This window comes from Luteimonas sp. Soil_C_5 (assembly GCF_057656615.1).
Map to the genome: position 1 here is coordinate 508018 of NZ_JBDGKA010000001.1, position 17213 is coordinate 525230.

Below are 17213 nucleotides of genomic sequence, written 5' to 3' on the forward strand. Positions count from 1 at the left end.
GTTGCAAAGCCCGATACCGGAACGCGACAGACCGTATCGCCACCGCGCGGGACTTGCGCCACGTGAGGCTCTACTCTGCAGCCCCCCAACGACCCGTACGTCCGGCACACCCGCCCGGCCGCGGTGGTCAGCGGATCTCTGCTGCCACCCGCCGCTGCGCGACGCCGGAATGCAAGCGCATCCGATGTCCGATCCCGCCCCCGTCCCTGCCGCCGCGACCGCTCCGGCCACCGATCTCTCCCACCCGCCCCAGGGCTTCGCGATCCGCGTCGTCGGTGCGGCAGCGTTCGCGCATCTGCTCAACGATCTGATCCAGGCGATGCTGCCGGCGATCTTCCCGATGCTGAAGGGGGATTTCGATCTGGATTTCGGCCAGATCGGCGTGATCGCGCTGGTCTACCAGATCACCGCGTCGCTGCTGCAGCCTTGGATCGGCCTGTACACCGACAAGCGTCCCCTGCCCTTGCTGTTGCCGGCCGGCGTGGCGGTGACGTTCGTGGGCATTGCCGTGCTGGCAATGGCGCACAGCTATTCGACGCTGCTCGTCGCCGCGGCGATCGTCGGCGTGGGCTCGGCGACCTTCCATCCCGAAGCCTCGCGCGTGGCGCGGATGGGTTCGGGCGGACGCTTCGGCACGGCGCAGTCGACATTCCAGGTCGGCGGTAACACGGGTTCGGCGATCGGCCCATTGCTGGCCGCGGCCATCGTGATTCCACACGGGCAGTCCGCCATCGCGTGGTTCCTGCTGGTCGCCGCGCTCGCCGTGTTCGTGCTGCTGCGGCTGACGAAATGGACGGTGCTGCATGGCCAGGCGCGGCTGACGCGTCTCGCCGTCACCCGCGGCACCGGCCTGCCGCGCGGCAAGATCGTGCAGGCGATTGCGGTGGTGTCGGTGCTGATGTTCGCGAAGTTCGTCTACATCGCCTCGTTCACCAACTACTTCACGTTCTATCTGATCCAGCGCTTCGGCGTGAGCGTGCAGCAGAGCCAGGTCTATCTGTTTCTGTTCCTGGGCGCGATCGCGCTGGGCACGTTCGCAGGCGGCCCCATTGGTGATCGCATCGGTCGCAAGGCCGTGATCTGGATTTCCTTTCTTGGCGTCGCACCGTTCGCGCTCGCCCTGCCCCACGTCGGCCTGGCGATGACGGCCGTACTCTCGGTAATCATCGGTCTGGTGATGTCCTCGGCCTTCGCCGCGCTGGTCGTCTACGCACAGGAAGCTGTGCCCGGCCGTGTCGGCATGGTGTCCGGCCTGATGTTCGGACTTATGTTCGGAATCGGCGGCATCGGCGCGGCCGCACTCGGCCAGCTTGCCGATGCACGCGGCATCGTCTGGGTCTACCAGGTCACCGCGTTCCTGCCGCTGTTGGGACTGGCGACCGCGCTGCTGCCGATGGCAAAGCGGCGCGACGCCTGAATCTGCCCGCGCGCGGGCACGCCAGACGCCTGCCGCCCGCTCGCCTGCAGCATCCCGCGCCCGCATGACCCACGGCGGCGCGTGTCCCTCGCGTCCCACCCGATACGCAGCTCGCACTTGAATGCGCCTGTGCCGCTCGTCGGATTGCTGCAGCGCAGGATTGCGTCCCTTTCATAATTATGGAGTAATTAATCCATCATCACGAGAGACCGTCATGGCGCAGCCCAGCTGGGACCACCGCGAACGCAGCCGCCGCACCCGTCTGGAGCGGGCGTCCGAGTGGACGACCGGACACGAGGTCGCCGCGGCCGATATCGGGCATCTGCTCCACGCGATCCTCGAACCGGGCGATAAGGTCTGCCTCGAAGGCAATAACCAGAAGCAGGCGGATTTCCTCGCCCGGTCGCTCGCCGATCTCGACCCCGCCCGCATCCACGATCTGCACATGGTGCAATCGGTGCTGTCGCTGCCGTCGCACCTCGACGTGTTCGAACGCGGCATCGCATCGAAGCTCGATTTCTCGTTTTCCGGTCCGCAGGCCGTGCGGCTGGCGAACCTGGTCGCCGAAGGCCGCATCCAGATCGGCGCGATCCACACCTATCTGGAACTGTTCGGCCGCTACTTCATCGATCTCACGCCGGGCGTCGCGCTGGTCGCCGCGCAGGCGGCCGATCGCCACGGCAATCTCTACACCGGCCCGAATACCGAAGACACACCGGTGATCGTCGAAGCCACCGCGTTCGGCGGCGGCATCGTGATCGCCCAGGTCAACGAGATCGTCGACACCCTCCCCCGCGTCGACATTCCCGGTGACTGGGTGAACTTCGTCGTGCAGGCGCCGAAGCCGAACCACATCGAACCGCTGTTCACCCGCGACCCCGCGCAGATCTCCGAAATCCAGGTGCTGATGGCGATGATGGCCATCAAGGGCATCTACGCCGAGTACGGCGTCAACCGGCTCAATCACGGCATCGGCTTCGACACCGCGGCGATTGAACTGCTGCTGCCCACGTATGCCGAATCGCTGGGGCTTAAGGGCAGGATCTGCCAGCACTGGGCGCTCAATCCGCATCCGGCGCTGATTCCGGCGATCGAATCGGGCTTCGTGAAATCCGTGCATTCCTTCGGCTCCGAACTCGGCATGGAGCAGTACATCGCCGCGCGCGGGGATGTGTTCTTCACCGGTGCAGACGGCTCGATGCGTTCGAACCGCGCGTTCTCGCAGACCGCCGGTCTCTATGCCTGCGACATGTTCATCGGCTCGACGCTGCAGATCGATCTGCAGGGCAACAGTTCGACCGCGACGCGCGACCGCATCGCCGGCTTCGGCGGCGCGCCCAACATGGGCTCGGACGCACGCGGCCGTCGCCACGCCAGCGAGGCCTGGCTCAAGGCCGGACAACAGGCCGCGCGCCCCGGCGAAATGCCACGTGGCCGCAAGCTGGTCGTACAGATGGTCGAAACCTTCCGCGAACATATGGCCCCGGCCTTCGTCGATCGCCTTGATGCCTGGGAACTCGCCGAACGCGCGTCGATGCCACTGCCGCCGGTGATGATCTACGGCGACGACGTCAGCCACGTGCTGACCGAGGAAGGCATCGCCAACCTGCTGCTGTGCCGTACGCCGGAGGAGCGCGAACAGGCGATCCGCGGCGTCGCCGGCTACACGGCCGTGGGTCTCGGGCGCGATCGCGCGATGGTCGAGAACCTGCGCGACCGCGGCGTGATCCGCCGTCCAGAGGACCTCGGCATCAACGTGCGCGATGCCAGCCGCGACCTGCTGGCCGCGCGCTCGGTCAAGGATCTCGTGCGCTGGTCCGGCGGTCTGTACGACCCGCCCAAACGCTTCCGTAACTGGTAAGGGCCTGCGATGGAAACCCTCGATTATCGATTCGATGGCACGACGTCCGTGTGCTTCGCCGGCGATGCGGTGCTGGTCGGCGTGCTCGCCTCGGGCAATCTCGAAGTGCTGCTGGAACCGGCGCTGCAGGACGGGCAATTGACCGTGCGCATCGTCACCGCGGCGCAAGGCTTCGGCACGATCTGGCAGGCGGTGATTGCCGACTTCGCCCAGCGCCATCCGCTGCGCGACGTGCGCGTGTCGATCAACGATGCCGGCGCCACGCCTGCCGTCGTGAGCCTGCGTCTCGACCAGGCAGTCAAAACCCTGCGCGCCGGGAGCCGCGCATGAGCCTCGCGCACCGACACAGCTTCTACGAGGCCGATGCACGCGAGCGGATTGCGGGTCTGCTGGACGCCGATTCGTTCGTCGAGTTTCTCGGGCCGACGCATCGCGCGATGAGTCCACATCTCGCGCAGCTCGACCAGCCGGCGGCCTTCGATGACGGCATCGTCGTCGGCGCGGGCCGCTTGCGCGGCAAGTCCGTGCTGGTCGCCGCGCAGCAGGGTGAATTCATGGGTGGCGGCGTCGGCGAAGTGCATGGCGCCAAGCTCACCGGCCTGCTGCGTCGTGCGGCTGCGCAGAAGCCGGATGGCGTGTTGCTGCTGCTCGATACCGGCGGCGTGCGTCTGCATGAAGCCAACGCGGGGCTGATCGCGATTTCCGAAATCATGCGTGCCACCCTCGCCGCGCGTGCGGCCGGCGTGCCGGTGGTCGCCCTGATCGGCAGTGGCAACGGCGCATTCGGCGGCATGGGCATCGTCGCCCGCTGCTGCACGACGGTGATCATGTCCGAGGAAGGCCGGCTGTCGCTGTCCGGCCCGGAAGTGATCGAGACGGTGCGCGGCGTGGAGGAATTCGACTCGCGCGACCGCGCCCTGGTCTGGCGGGTCACGGGCGGCAAGCACCGCTATCTGATCGATCAGGCGCAAGTGCTGGTGCCCGATGCGATCGAGGCGTTCGCGCAGGCGGCGTTCGATGCGCTGCAGCCGGACACACCCAGCATCGACACCGACGATGCACTCGCCGCATTGCAGGCACGCCACACCGCGCTGAAAGCACGCGCGCAGGCCTGGGGCGAGTGCCGCGATGGGCTGGAAATCTGGACGCTGCAGGGCATCGCCGATCCGGACCGCCTGCCGCTGCTCGAGACCGACGCCTTCCTCGCTGCCACCGCGAACCGGAGCCTGCCATGACCGCGCCGCTCGACACCCTGCTCGATGCGCTGTTTCCACGCGGTCATGCGATCGACATCAACGATTCCGTGCTCACCGGCAGCGCGACCACGGACGACGGCGAGGTCACCGTCATCGGCACGACCGACAAGATCGAAGTCGGCGTGGATCACGCACTCGCGCTCGCCGACACCGTACTCGCCAGCACCGCCGCGCATCCGCAGCGACCGATCGTGATGCTGGTCGACACCGCCGGCCAGCGTCTCGCGCGCCGCGACGAACTGCTGGGCATCAACGGCTACTTCGCACATCTGGCACAGACGCTGGATCTCGCGCGGCGACGTGGTGCGACGCTGGTGACCCTGGTCTACGGCGAATCGGTCAGCGGCGGCTTCCTGTCGTTCGGGCTGATGGCCGATCACATCCACGCCCTGCCCGATGCGCAGGTGCGCGTCATGGATCTGCGCGCGATGGCGCGCGTGACCAAACAGCCGCTGGAAAAACTGCAGGCACTGAGCCGTACCTCGCCGGTGTTCGCGCCCGGTGTGGAGAACTACGTGGCGATGGGCGCGGTGCAATCGGTATGGAACGGCGATCTCGCGCAGGCGCTGCTGCAGGCCTTGCACACGCCGGCTGACGGCGATCGCCGCGCGACCTTGGGCGCCGAACGTGGCGGGCGCACGCTTTCGGCCCGCGTGGCAGCCGCGGTGGCCAACGGCGATGCCTGAGCGGCTCGCCCGCCACACGCTGGTCTGGCTGTCGGCGGAGGCCGACTGGCAGGCCGACGTGGCCGCACACGATAAGCGCCTGACGGCGTGGTTCGCGCGCGGATTCCCCGCGGTCGTCGCGCGGCGCACAGCGAGCGATCCCGATCCGCGCGTGCGCCTCGGCGTGCCGCTGCCGCCCGATGAAGGCAAGCAGCGCCTGTCGCTGCGCGTGCCGATGCAGCATGTGGTCTGGCACCAGTCGCCGCTGGGCTTGCGCGATGTCATCACGCGACTGGATGCGCACCTGCCCGACGACTGGCGCGACGCCCTGACCGCACTCGACACCATCCGCCCGGCACGCGTGTTCGGCGCGTTCGCCTGGCAGGCGCTGACCGGTCTGCCCTACGTGCATGCACGCTCGGACATCGATCTGCTGTGGACGGTGGACGACGCCGCGCAGGCCGATGCATTCGTCGCACGTCTGCTGGCCTGGGAATCGAAAACCGGCAAACGTGTCGACGGCGAGCTGTGTCTGGCCGATGGCGGCGCCGTGCACTGGCGCGAATACGCCGGCGACACGCGCCAGGTGCTGGTCAAGCGCATCGACGGCGCGATGCTGGAATATCGCGATCGTCTGTTCGCCGCGCAGGACGTGGCCGCATGAACGCCGTCGCGCATAGCGTTTCCACGCCCCGCGTCGACATCGACAGCGCACGCCTGGGCCGGCTCGCGATCGTCAGCTTGCACGCCGAACTCGCCTGCGATCTGAAACCCGGACTGGTCACGCCATTCAATACCGGCAGCCACGACGACATGGACGCCGGCACCTTCCTGCGCAGTCTGTTCGCGTTGCGGCATTACTTCCGCGCGATTGCATCCGCAGGCGCGCGCGGCGACGACTTCGAGGTGCTACGGCAGCACGGCATCGCCGCCGAGACTGCGATGCTGCGCGCGACCGGTGGCGTCAACACGCATCGCGGCGCGATCTTCAGTCTCGGCCTGCTGGTCGCCTCCGCTGCGTCGCATCGACAGACCTCCGGCACGACACCGACCGGCGAGCAGGTCTGCGCTGGCGTGCGGCAGTGGGCGCATGCGCTCGATGCCGCGCCGCTCGATCTGCACAGCCCCGGCCAGCGCGCACGTGCGCGGCATAACGTTGCCGGTGTGCGCGAACAGGCGGCGGCCGGCTATCCGGTCCTGCGCACGCTCGCGCTGCCGACCTTGCGTCATGCACTGGGTGCCGGTCTGTCGCGGGAAGCGGCGCTGTGCCACACCCTGATGCAGCTCATCGCCCACGTCGACGATCTCAACCTGCTGCATCGTGGCGGCGCCGAAGGCCTGCGCTGGGCGCGCGAACAGGCGACTGGATTCATCGATGACGGCGGCGCGTTCGCGCCCGCTTGGCGCCCGCGTCTGCAGACCATCTGCAACGCATTCGCCGCGCGCCGGCTCAGCCCCGGCGGCAGCGCCGACCTGCTGGCCTGCAGCTGGTTTCTGCTGCAGCAGGAGGCCGTATGAGCCTCGCCCTGCTCTGCCCCGGTCAGGGCGCGCAGCACGCCGGGATGTTCGATCGCGTACGTGACGTGGCCGAAGCGCAGTCGATTCTCGACGCGGCTGCGGATGTCCTCGGCCGCACCGCAGACCAAGCCGCTGCATCCGAAGACCGCTTCGACAACGCCAATGCGCAGCCCCTGCTGTGCGCGGCCAGCCTCTCCCACTGGCAAGGCCTGCGCGACCGTGTGCCGCCGCCGCTGCTGGTCGCCGGTTACAGCATCGGCGAGCTGGCCGCGCATGCGATCGCCGGTAGCTTCGATGCTTCGACCTGTCTCACACTGTCGACGCAGCGCGCACGGCTGATGGACGAGGCGAGTCCCTCGGATTCCGGCATGCAAGCCGTACTCGGCCTGGAACGCGATCCTTTGCAGGCCCTGTGCACGGCGCACGAGGTGCACATCGCCATCGCCAACGGATCCGATCACTTCGTCGTCGGCGGACGGCTCGATGCGCTGCGGGCACTGGCCGATGTTGCAACCAGAAGCGGCGCCGAGGTGCGTCCGCTGCCGGTGCATGTGCCGGCACATACGCAGCTGCTCGCAGACGCCGCGCGCGGATTTGCGCAGGTGCTCGCCGAAACTTCGATAAAGGTACCGACGCTGCCGGTGCTCGCCGGCATTGATGCACGCCCCGTGCGCGATCGCGCCGCCGTCGAACGCACGCTGTCGCTTCAGCTCGCGCAGACCGTCGAGTGGGCGCAGGTCATGCGCCAGGCGTTCGAGCGCGGCGCGCGCGTGTTCCTGCAACTGGGGCCCGGCAATGCGCTCGCGCGCATGGTCGCGCCCGCCTATCCGTGCTGCGAAGTTCGCGCGGTCGAAGAGTTCCGGAGTCTGGACGGTGCTGCCGATTGGGTGCACGCCGCGCTGGGCCGGACGCAATGAGTGTGCGGCACCGCAAGTAGGAGTGTTGACCCGGGATGGCGGGCTTCCATCCGTGATGTCGCCGAGTCAGGTGTCTGGGAGGGCGCATGAGTCCACAAATCGCAACGATCATCGGTCTGGTGATCATGTTCATCGTCGCCACCGCATTGCCCATCAACATGGGTGCGGTCGCGTTCGCGCTCGCCTTCATCATCGGCGGCCTGTTCGTCGGGATGGAAGGCAAGGAAGTGCTCGCCGGTTTTCCGGGCGATCTGTTCCTCACGCTCGTCGGCATCACGTATCTCTTCGCCATCGCACAGAAGAACGGCACCATCGATCTGCTGGTGCACTGGGCGGTACGTGCGGTGCGCGGGCGCATCGTCGCCATTCCGTGGGTGATGTTCGTGGTCACTGCGGTGCTCACCGCGTTCGGTGCGCTGGGTCCGGCAGCGGTCGCCATCATCGGTCCGGTCGCGCTGCGCTTTGCCAAGCAGTACAAGATCAATCCGCTGATGATGGGTCTGCTGGTGATCCATGGCGCGCAGGCCGGCGGTTTCTCGCCGATCAGCGTCTACGGCAGCATCACCAACGGCGTCGTGCAGAAGGCCGGACTCGAGGTCACCGAGATGGCGGTGTTCCTGACCAGCCTCGGCTTCAACCTGATGATGGGCGTGATCTGCTTCTTCGCCTTCGGCGGCATCTCGCTGCTGCGCCGCGGTTCGGTGACGATGGCGGCGAGCGCAGGCGGTGGCGAGTTCGCGGTCGCGGGCGGCCCGCAGGCTTCGTCGCGACAGTTCGCGATCGAAGGCCACGGTGCACTGCTGTCGGCCGGCGGCGGCACGCTGTCGAACGATCCCGACGCGCTCGAAGCCGTCGGCATGACCCGCGAGCGACTGTTCACCCTGATCGGTCTTGCAGGTCTCGGTGTCGGCGCGTTGATCTACGACCTCAATGTCGGTCTGGTGTCGATCACCGTCGCCGTGGTGCTCGCCCTGCTCTCGCCCAACAGCCAGAAGGGCGCGGTCGACGGCATCAGCTGGTCGACGGTGCTGCTGATCTCCGGCGTGGTGACCTAGATCGGTGTGCTGCAGAACGCGGGCGCGGTCGATTTCGTCGGCCATGGCGTTTCGAGCATCGGCATTCCGCTGTTGGGCGCGCTGCTGGTCTGCTACGTCGGCGGCATCGTGTCGGCGTTCGCCTCGTCCGCTGCGGTGCTGGGCGCGACGATTCCGCTGGCCGTGCCGTTCCTGATGCAGGGCCATCTGAGCGCGGCCGGCGTGATCTGCGCGCTGGCGGTGTCGTCGACGGTCGTCGATGTGAGCCCGTTCTCGACCAACGGCGCGCTGGTCGTGGCCTCGGCCGCGAAGGAAGAACGCGAAGCGCTGTTCCGCCGGTTCCTGATCTACAGCGGTCTCGTGGTGGCGTTCGCCCCGCTGCTGGCCTGGTTGATCTTCGTCGTGCCGGGCTGGATGTAAGCCTGTTCCACGCGGCGCCCGGTCTGTCGCCCCTCCGCGGCAGGCCGGGTCGTCCGCACACCAACCCCGATACACTGCAACGTCCTGGATTTCCGCTCAGATCATGGCCATCGGCTCCACACCTACGCGCAAACGTGCACCGCTCTACGAAGAAGTCGCCGAGCAGGTGCGCGAGCTGATCTACGACTATCAGCTGCCGCCGGGCGAATGGATCGACGAGCCGGATCTGTGCGAACGCCTCGGCATCAGCCGCACGCCGCTGCGCGAAGCGCTGAAGCTGCTGGCCGCTGAAGGCCTGGTGCAGATCGATGCGGGCCGCGGCAGTCGCGTGACCCGGCTGACGCTTGAGGATCTCAACCAGCTGTTTCCGGTGATGGCGATGCTCGAAGGGCGTTGCGCGCACGAGGCGGTGCGCAACATCGACGACGCTGGGCTGGCGCTGCTGGAAAGTCTGCACGCGGCGATGGAATCCGCGGTCGAGACCGGCAACATCGCCGAGTACTACCGCAACAACTACGTCATCCACGAGACCGTGCAGCGCTACGCCGGCAACCCGTGGCTGATCCGCATCACCCACGACCTGCACCGGATCCTGAAGATGCACCGCGGCCGGCAGTTGCTGACCCCTGGCCGCACGGCGCAGTCGCTGTCCGAACACCGCGCCCTGATGGACTGCTTCCGCACGCGCGATGCGGAGGCCGCCGGCCGCACGATGGAACAGCATCTGCTGAGCCAGGGCCAGGCGCTCGCCGCCTACGTCGCCTCGGGCGGCCAGCTCAACGTGCCTGCCCCGCTGCCGACCTCCGGGTCGATCTGATACACACGCCGCCGTCAGATCCTGCGTGCTCCGATGCGCGCCTGATGGCCGCCGCGTTGCCCGAACCCCACTGAGGACGTGTCACCGATGATGGAATTGATTACCGACCCGCAGGTCTGGATCCTGCTGATCACGCTCAGTGCGATCGAGATCGTGCTCGGCATCGACAACCTGGTCTTCATCTCGATCGCGGTGGCCAAGCTGCCGGTCGAGCAGCGCGAGTTCGCGCGCAAGTTCGGTATCGCGGTGGCGTGCATCACGCGCATCGGCCTGCTGCTGATGCTGGCCTGGCTGGCCGGCCTGACCGAGCCGCTGTTCGAACTCTTCGGCCGCGGCGTGTCGGTCCGCGATCTGGTGCTGATCCTCGGCGGCCTGTTCCTGATCGTGAAGGGCGCGATGGAGATCCGTGAGCAGCTCAAGGGCGAAGACGGCGAAGCGCACGGCACGGTCGGCAAGGCGACCGCCTCGTTCGGCGCGGTGATCGCGCAGATCGCGGTCATCGACATCGTGTTCTCGCTGGACTCGGTGATCGCCGCCGTCGGCATGGCCGGCGACTACGTCCCGGTGATGGTCTGCGCGATCCTGCTGGCGGTCGCGGTGATGCTGCTGGCGGCGCAGCCGCTGGGCAAGTTCATCGACGCGAACCCGACGGTGAAGATGCTGGCGCTGACCTTCATCGTGCTGATCGGCATGTATCTGCTGCTTGATGGCTTCGGTGTGCACATTCCGAAGGGCTACATCTACGGTTCGATGGGCTTCTCGGCTGCGGTCGAGATGCTGAACCTGTGGGCCAAGCGCAATGCGATGCGCGTGCGCGGCGAAGCCACGCCGCCGGTGGACGAGCCGACCCACCCGCTGCCGCGCTGAGGACGCGTGGCCGACCGCGTGCAGCGCGTCGGATGTCCACCCGGATGTCCGTCGCGCTGACCGGGAAGCGGAGCCGCTCGGTTGAGCCGCGGGACGCCGTCCTGGCGAATGCGGGTTACGTCCGGCACGTCGGGCAACTGGGACGATGGATGGGGCGCACGTGCGCCCCTTTTTCATGACCTGCCGCGGTGGTTGCAGACCGCCGATACGCGCTCGTTGAGCCGGCGCAGGTCGTCGTACTTTCGGCGATGACCGAGCTTCTGGAGCGCGCTGTCGCGGCTGGCGCGTGCAGCCAAGCACCGGGCGTGCTGATCGTCACGGCGGGCCGGCGCGGCCGAAGCGGCTTCCCGGGTCCGGCGCGACGTCGAAGCCTGTTGTGGACGCTCGGGTGGACGGATGTTGGCGACCGTGGGTGTCGACGTCGACGCGGGATCCGGGACCGCCTCCCAGGTGCGTAGCGATTCACCCTGCGGGCAGGCCTGCGACTGGTAGACGTGCCCGCCCCGGCCATCGGCGCATTTGTGGACCGACTGGGCAGCCGCCGGCGCCGTCAGGCACAGGCACAGGCACAGGCACAGCAGGAGCAGACCGCGCATCCGCATCTCCATCCGGGATCATGCGGTGCAGCGTTCCGCGGGATGCAATGCGACGGTATCGCCGATCGGCGTGTCGAAGAGACGCACACGGCCCAGTCCGGCGTCAGGAAATCGGCGTGGCTTCAGTCGTTGCCAGCGTCGCCGGCGCGGCGCACGGCTTCCGCGCGCGCGGCGCGCAGTGCATCCAGCTTGTCCTTGAGCTTGAGCTCCATGCCGCGCGCGACGGGCTGGTAGTAGACCCGCTCGCCCATCGCATCCGGAAACCCGGTCTGGTCGAGCGCGATGCCGCCTTCGGCGTCGTGGTCGTACTGGTAGCCGGTGCCGTAGCCGAGTTCCTTCATCAGCTTGGTCGGCGCGTTGCGGATGTGCAGCGGCACGTCCTGCGTGCCGTACTCGCGCACGTCGCGCTTGGCCTGGTTGAAGGCCATGTAGGCAGCGTTGGATTTCGCGGTGCTGGCCAGATAGATCACCAGCTGCGCCAGTGCGAGATCGCCTTCCGGACTGCCCAGACGGTCATAGGTGTCCCAGGCGTCCACCGCCATCTGCAGGGCACGCGGATCGGCCAGGCCGATGTCCTCGACCGCCATGCGGGTCATGCGCCGGGCGAGATAACCGGGATCGCAACCGCCATCGAGCATCCGCGCCAGCCAGTACAGCGCGGCATCGGGATTCGAACTGCGCACGCATTTGTGCAGGGCCGAGATCTGGTCGTAGAACTGCTCTCCGCCCTTGTCGAACCGGCGCGTGCGGTCGGCCAGTACCTGCTCGATCGTGCTGGCGGTGACTTCACCGCCCTCGCCCGCCAGTTCGGCGGCGATCTCCAGCAGGGTCAATGCGCGACGCACGTCGCCATCGGCGGCCACTGCGATCAGGCGCAGCAGATCCTCTGCGATCCGCAGGCCCCGATCGCCGAGACCGCGCTCGGCATCGGCCAGCGCACGGTGCAACGATTCGAGGATGTCGTCGGGCGACACCGACTCCAGCACGTGCACGCGGCACCGCGACAGCAGCGCGGAATTGAGTTCGAACGACGGGTTTTCGGTGGTCGCGCCGACGAACACGATGGTGCCGCGCTCGATGTGCGGCAGGAAGGCATCCTGCTGGGTCTTGTTGAAGCGGTGCACCTCGTCGACGAACAGCACCGTGCGGCGCCCGCCATCGAAGCGGTGTGCGGCCTCGGCCAGGACCTGGCGGACCTCCGGCAGACCGGACAGCACGGCCGAGATCGCCTTGAACTCGGCATCCGCGTAATGCGCCAGCAACAGCGCCAGCGTGGTCTTGCCGCAGCCCGGTGGTCCCCACAGCACCATCGAGTGCACCTTGCCGGCTTCGACTGCCGTGCGCAGTGCGGTGCCTTCGGTCAGCAGACGACGCTGGCCGACCATCTCGTCGAGTGTCGCCGGGCGCATGCGCTCGGCCAGCGGACGCATGGCGCTGCGGTCGACCTGCAGCAGGTCGCCGCCGTCGGCGCGGGATGTGCGGGAACGGGGCACGCGATTAACCTGTGACCTAGGGCTGCAACGGAGTGCCGGGATGACGATATTGCGACACGCAGCCGTGATCACAACCGCAAGACGGCCATTGGCCCGCCTGGCATGCGCCCTGCTGTGGCTGGCCGCGTCGACCACCGTGGCCGCGGATTGGCGCGGCGATGCGGTGGACACGCTGGTCCGGGAAAGCGCCGGGCATCGGCTGGTCGTGCTCGGTGAACTGCACGGCACGCGCGAAGTGCCGCTGCTGGCCGGCGATCTGGTCGAACACTGGAGTACAGCCGAACCCGTATTGCTTGCGCTCGAAATCCCGGTGGGCGAGCACGCCGCCGTGCGGGATGCGGTGTCGGGCGTGGATGCGGCGATCGATGCTCTGCGCCAGCGCCCGTGGTGGCGCGTCGCGGCGGCGGACAATGACGGGCGCCGCAGCGAGGATGTGATCGCGCTGGTCGAGCGCATCGCCCGGCTGCGCCGGGCGGGTCGCGATGTCGCCATCCTGCCCTTCGATCCGCGTGGTCGCCGTTGCTTCGAACGCGGCACCTGCGAAGCGGCAATGGCGCATGTGCTCCGTCGAGCGCACGCAGCGCTGCCGCGCGGACGCATCGTCGTCGTCACCGGCAATGTCCACGCAATGCGGCAGCGCCCACACGATGCGCCGGCCCTGTTGCCGCAGTTGCCCATGACCGCGCACCTGCGCGATCTAGGTCCGCTGTCGGTCGATATCACCGCGCACCGCGGCGAATTCTGGGCCTGCATGGAGATCGACCACTGCGGCCCGGCGCCGGTCACCTCGCCACGCGAAGGCGGCCGTCAGCCGGACGCCGCCGCATTCGATTACCAGCTCGTGCTGCCTGCATTCACGCCGATGCGGCAGGTCGGTGAAGCGCTTGCACACTGAAGACGGACGCAAACCACATTGCGCCGCGATCCCTGCGAGAGCAGGGTTTTCAACGGACCCGTGTCCGGTCATCCAGCGACTCTCAACCATTGAAAGTAAGGGCACTGGATGACCGGATACGCGTCCCCTGACCAGCCGTTCGGCCGTTAAGAGCCGCGGGAATGACGGGCTTTGCATGCAACGCCTGTGGCGACGACGCCTGACCCTGGAAGCGCGAACGGCCGCCTGAAGGCGGCCGTTCGATACGGGGTCTCGCGAATCCTGTCGCGCGGGACGCGACGAACCTATTCCTCCCCGACCACGTCCACACCAGCCGGCGGCGTGTAGCGGAACGTATCCGCCGCGAAGCTCGGATTGCGGGTCCAGCCGGTAAAGCTGATCGTCGTGCGCTGGCCCAGGGTGTCGTGGATTTCCATCCGCGACAGGCTGCCGTCGGTGCCGAACCCCAGCCGGGCACGCTCGAACGAGGCGCCGTCGGCCTGCTTCGGTCGCAGCTGCAGCCAGGACAGGCCATTGGCCGCAGGCGCGTTCTCAACCTGGAAATCGCGGTCGAGCTTCGAGGGGTCGATCAGCGCCGCGAGCGGGCTGTCCTGTTCCTCGCTGCCCTGCGAGCGGCGCGTGACCTGCTGCAGATCGGGGTCGTAGACCCACACCGTGCGGCCGTCGGCCACGATCAGCTGCGGATACGGCTTGACGTATTCCCAGCGGAACAGACGCGGCGCGGACAGCGCAACGCTGCCGCTGGAGCTCTCGCGGACGCGACCGTTGCCGTCGGTGACCTGCTGGGTGAACTGGCCCTGCAGCCCCTTGAGGCCGCGGGTGAACTGGTCGAGCTGCGCGCGGGCATCGGAGGCCTGGGCCAGACCGGCGACGGTCAGGACGGCGGCAGCGAGCAACCAGCGGGAATGACGGATCATCGGACGCATCCTCGGGACCTCGGGTTCGGTGGGGAATGACAGGAGTGTGCGAATCATTGCCTGAATGCGGCGATGCTGCCGTGGATCGACCGGCCCGGCCTGGGCCGTCGATTCATGCAGTGCTGCTTCCGAGGCGCCTGTATCAGCGCGGCGGCGGTGGCGGCGCGAGCACGCTGCGGTCGCCGTTGTGCTCGGGCGGCGTCACCACGCCGGCCGCTTCCATCGCTTCGACCAGGCGCGCGGCGCGGTTGTAGCCGATCTTCAACCGGCGCTGCACGCCGGAAATCGAGGCGCGGCGGGTTTCGGTGACGATCTTGACCGCTTCGTCGTACAGCGGATCGCTCTCGTCGCCGCCGCTGCTGCTCGCTTCCGGCAGACCGGTCGCGCCGACGACGGTGCCGTCGCCCATGGTCTGCACTTCGTCGAGCACGCCGGTGATGTAGTCGGCCCGGCCGCTCTGCTTGAGGTGTTCGACGACGCGGTGCACTTCCTCGTCGGAGACGAACGCGCCGTGCACGCGCTCGGGCATTGCCGTGCCGGGCGGCAGGTACAGCATGTCGCCGTTGCCGAGCAGCGTTTCCGCGCCGGACTGGTCGAGGATGGTGCGCGAATCGATCTTGGAGCTGACCTGGAACGCGATGCGGGTCGGGATGTTGGCCTTGATCAGGCCGGTGATCACGTCCACCGACGGGCGCTGCGTGGCGAGGATCAGGTGGATGCCGGCCGCACGCGCCTTCTGCGCCAGACGCGCGATGAGTTCTTCGACCTTCTTGCCGACGATCATCATCATGTCGGCGAATTCGTCGATGAAGATGACGATGTAGGGCAGCGGCTCGAGCAGTTCGGCGACGTCGCTCGATTCCGGATTCGGCCGGAACAGCGGATCGGACATGGGCTGTCCGGCGTCCTGCGCGTCCTTGACCTTCTTGTTGAAGCCGGCCAGGTTGCGCACGCCGACCGCGCTCATCAACTTGTAGCGGCGCTCCATCTCCGCCACGCACCAGCGCAGGCCGTTCGCGGCCTCCTTCATGTCGGTGACCACCGGCGCCAGCAGATGCGGAATGCCCTCGTAGACGCTGAGCTCCAGCATCTTCGGGTCGATCATCAGCATGCGCAGTTCTTTCGGGCTGGCCTTGAACAGCAGGCTCAGCACCATCGAGTTGACCGCGACCGACTTGCCCGAGCCGGTGGTACCGGCGACCAGCAGATGCGGCATGCGCGCCAGATCGGCGACCACCGACTGACCGCTGATGCCCTTGCCCAGCGCCAGCGTCAGCGGGCTCGGCGACTTGTCATATTCCTTGGAGCGCAGCAGCTCGGAGAGATAGATCATCTCCCGGCGCACGTTCGGGATTTCCAAGCCGATCACCGACTTGCCCGGAATCACGTCGACCACGCGGACCGATTTGACCGACAGACCGCGGGCGATGTCCTTGTCCAGCGAACTGATCTGGCTGACCTTGACGCCCGGCGCGGGCTCCATCTCGAAGCGCGTGATCACCGGACCCGGCTGCGCTTCCTTGACCTCCACATCGATGCGGAAGTCCTTGAGCTTGAACTCGATCTGCCGCGACAGGGTTTCCAGCGTCTCCTCGTCGTAGCCCTTGGGCTGCGGCTTGGGATCGTCGAGCAGCGACAGCGGCGGCAGGTCCGAGCCGTTGGCGTTGACGCCATGGAACATCGGGATCTGCTGCTCGCGCTTGGCGCGTTCGCTTTTCTCGACCACCGGCGGGGTCGGCGGCACTTCGATCTTCACCGGTGCGCGCTTGGCCCGCAGTTCGGTGTCGACCTTGCGTGCCTCGGTGCGCTCTTCGCGATGTTCGCGGGCTTCCTTCCAGTCGGTCGCCTGCTTGCTGCCGCGGCGGAACAGCACCGGCAGGCGCATGACCCAGCCGCCGATCCGGTCCATCAGCGCGAACCACGACAGGCCCGTCGCCAGCGTCACCGACACCAGGAACAGCGCGAGCAGGAACAGGTTGCCGCCGACCGGGCCGAAGCCGCCGTACAGCGCATTGCCGATCAGACGGCCCAGGATGCCGCCGCCGCCCGCGGACAGGTTCTCCACCGCAGGCAGGCGCAGATACAGCAGGCCGGTGGACGACACCAGGAATCCGACGATGCCGACCAGTCGCAGCGCCGGGCCGAAATCGGCCTGGCGCTCGGGATCACGCTCGATGCCGAACAGCGCGATCCAGGCGATCGCGCCGAGGATCAGGGGCAACACATAGGCCACGTAGCCGCACAGGTGCAGCAGCACGTCCGCGATCCACGCGCCGACCGGACCGCCCACGTTGTTGAGCGGCGTGGTCACGCTGCCGGCATTGGTCCAGCCCGGATCCGTATGCGAATACGTGAACAGGCAGGCCAGCAGATACAGCAGGAACGGCGCGATGACGATCAGTGCGATATCGCGCACCAGCCGTTGCCGACGCGGATTGGGCGCAGCGGCCGACGCCGGCGTACCGGCGTCCTTGCCGGGACTGCGCGAGCGCTTGGCGCGATCGGAAAGCGGACGTGCCACCGTATGTAATTACCTGAAG

Annotated in this window: 15 protein-coding genes and 1 pseudogene; 12 read left to right on the top strand and 4 right to left on the bottom strand. The window is 67.7% G+C overall.

What is annotated here, in order from left to right:
• The first annotated feature begins 184 nt into the window (after positions 1–184).
• The 11 genes and pseudogenes from AC3A5K_RS02550 to AC3A5K_RS02600 all read left to right on the top strand — a co-directional run bounded on the left by AC3A5K_RS02550 (position 185) and on the right by AC3A5K_RS02600 (position 10772).
• Positions 185–1417 (top strand): MFS transporter, encoded by a 1233-nt coding sequence (locus AC3A5K_RS02550; RefSeq protein ID WP_487615939.1) that lies wholly within the window; start codon positions 185–187, stop codon positions 1415–1417.
• 214 nt (positions 1418–1631) lie between these two features.
• A complete protein-coding gene (mdcA, locus tag AC3A5K_RS02555) occupies positions 1632–3278 on the top strand; it encodes a malonate decarboxylase subunit alpha (protein WP_487615940.1) in 1647 nt (548 codons plus the stop codon).
• A gap of 9 nt (positions 3279–3287) precedes the next feature.
• Positions 3288–3608 (top strand): malonate decarboxylase acyl carrier protein, encoded by a 321-nt coding sequence (gene mdcC / locus AC3A5K_RS02560; RefSeq protein ID WP_487615941.1) that lies wholly within the window; start codon positions 3288–3290, stop codon positions 3606–3608.
• Complete coding sequence (locus AC3A5K_RS02565) at positions 3605–4513, top strand: biotin-independent malonate decarboxylase subunit beta (protein WP_487615942.1); 909 nt, start codon at positions 3605–3607, stop codon at positions 4511–4513. Before mdcC ends, AC3A5K_RS02565 begins: the two co-directional genes overlap by 4 nt.
• Positions 4510–5220, top strand: coding sequence for a biotin-independent malonate decarboxylase subunit gamma (gene mdcE / locus AC3A5K_RS02570; RefSeq protein ID WP_487615943.1), 711 nt, complete (start codon positions 4510–4512; stop codon positions 5218–5220). Before AC3A5K_RS02565 ends, mdcE begins: the two co-directional genes overlap by 4 nt.
• A complete protein-coding gene (mdcG, locus tag AC3A5K_RS02575) occupies positions 5213–5863 on the top strand; it encodes a malonate decarboxylase holo-[acyl-carrier-protein] synthase (protein ID WP_487615944.1) in 651 nt (216 codons plus the stop codon). The genes mdcE and mdcG overlap by 8 nt, the downstream gene beginning before the upstream one ends.
• Entirely contained in the window at positions 5860–6717 is an 858-nt protein-coding gene (gene mdcB / locus AC3A5K_RS02580; RefSeq protein ID WP_487615945.1) for a triphosphoribosyl-dephospho-CoA synthase MdcB, read from the top strand. The genes mdcG and mdcB overlap by 4 nt, the downstream gene beginning before the upstream one ends.
• A complete protein-coding gene (gene mdcH / locus AC3A5K_RS02585) occupies positions 6714–7634 on the top strand; it encodes a malonate decarboxylase subunit epsilon (protein ID WP_487615946.1) in 921 nt (306 codons plus the stop codon). The genes mdcB and mdcH overlap by 4 nt, the downstream gene beginning before the upstream one ends.
• An 86-nt stretch (positions 7635–7720) precedes the next feature.
• Positions 7721–9088, top strand: a pseudogene (locus AC3A5K_RS02590) (SLC13 family permease).
• Between the two features lie 103 nt (positions 9089–9191).
• A complete protein-coding gene (locus AC3A5K_RS02595) occupies positions 9192–9905 on the top strand; it encodes a GntR family transcriptional regulator (RefSeq protein ID WP_487615947.1) in 714 nt (237 codons plus the stop codon).
• Positions 9906–9992: 87 nt separating this feature from the next.
• Positions 9993–10772, top strand: coding sequence for a TerC family protein (locus AC3A5K_RS02600; protein ID WP_487615948.1), 780 nt, complete (start codon positions 9993–9995; stop codon positions 10770–10772).
• A 173-nt stretch (positions 10773–10945) separates the two neighbouring features.
• Here the strand turns inward: AC3A5K_RS02600 and AC3A5K_RS02605 are convergent, their stop codons facing one another.
• Both AC3A5K_RS02605 and AC3A5K_RS02610 read right to left on the bottom strand, forming a co-directional pair.
• Positions 10946–11368 carry a hypothetical protein gene (locus AC3A5K_RS02605; protein ID WP_487615949.1) on the bottom strand — a complete coding sequence of 141 codons (423 nt, stop codon included), beginning with the start codon at positions 11366–11368 and terminating at the stop codon, positions 10946–10948.
• A gap of 122 nt (positions 11369–11490) precedes the next feature.
• Positions 11491–12798: a replication-associated recombination protein A gene (locus tag AC3A5K_RS02610; RefSeq protein ID WP_487616299.1), complete on the bottom strand. Its 1308-nt coding sequence runs from the start codon at positions 12796–12798 to the stop codon at positions 11491–11493.
• A 151-nt stretch (positions 12799–12949) separates the two neighbouring features.
• On the opposite strand from AC3A5K_RS02610, the gene AC3A5K_RS02615 reads away from it, so the two are divergent.
• Positions 12950–13756 (top strand): TraB/GumN family protein, encoded by an 807-nt coding sequence (locus tag AC3A5K_RS02615; RefSeq protein WP_487615950.1) that lies wholly within the window; start codon positions 12950–12952, stop codon positions 13754–13756.
• Positions 13757–14040: 284 nt separating this feature from the next.
• Here the strand turns inward: AC3A5K_RS02615 and lolA are convergent, their stop codons facing one another.
• Positions 14041–14673 carry an outer membrane lipoprotein periplasmic chaperone LolA gene (lolA, locus tag AC3A5K_RS02620; RefSeq protein WP_487615951.1) on the bottom strand — a complete coding sequence of 211 codons (633 nt, stop codon included), beginning with the start codon at positions 14671–14673 and terminating at the stop codon, positions 14041–14043.
• A gap of 142 nt (positions 14674–14815) precedes the next feature.
• On the bottom strand, positions 14816–17194 hold the full coding sequence (locus AC3A5K_RS02625) for a DNA translocase FtsK (protein ID WP_487615952.1): 2379 nt from the start codon (positions 17192–17194) through the stop codon (positions 14816–14818).
• Positions 17195–17213 lie beyond the last annotated feature (19 nt).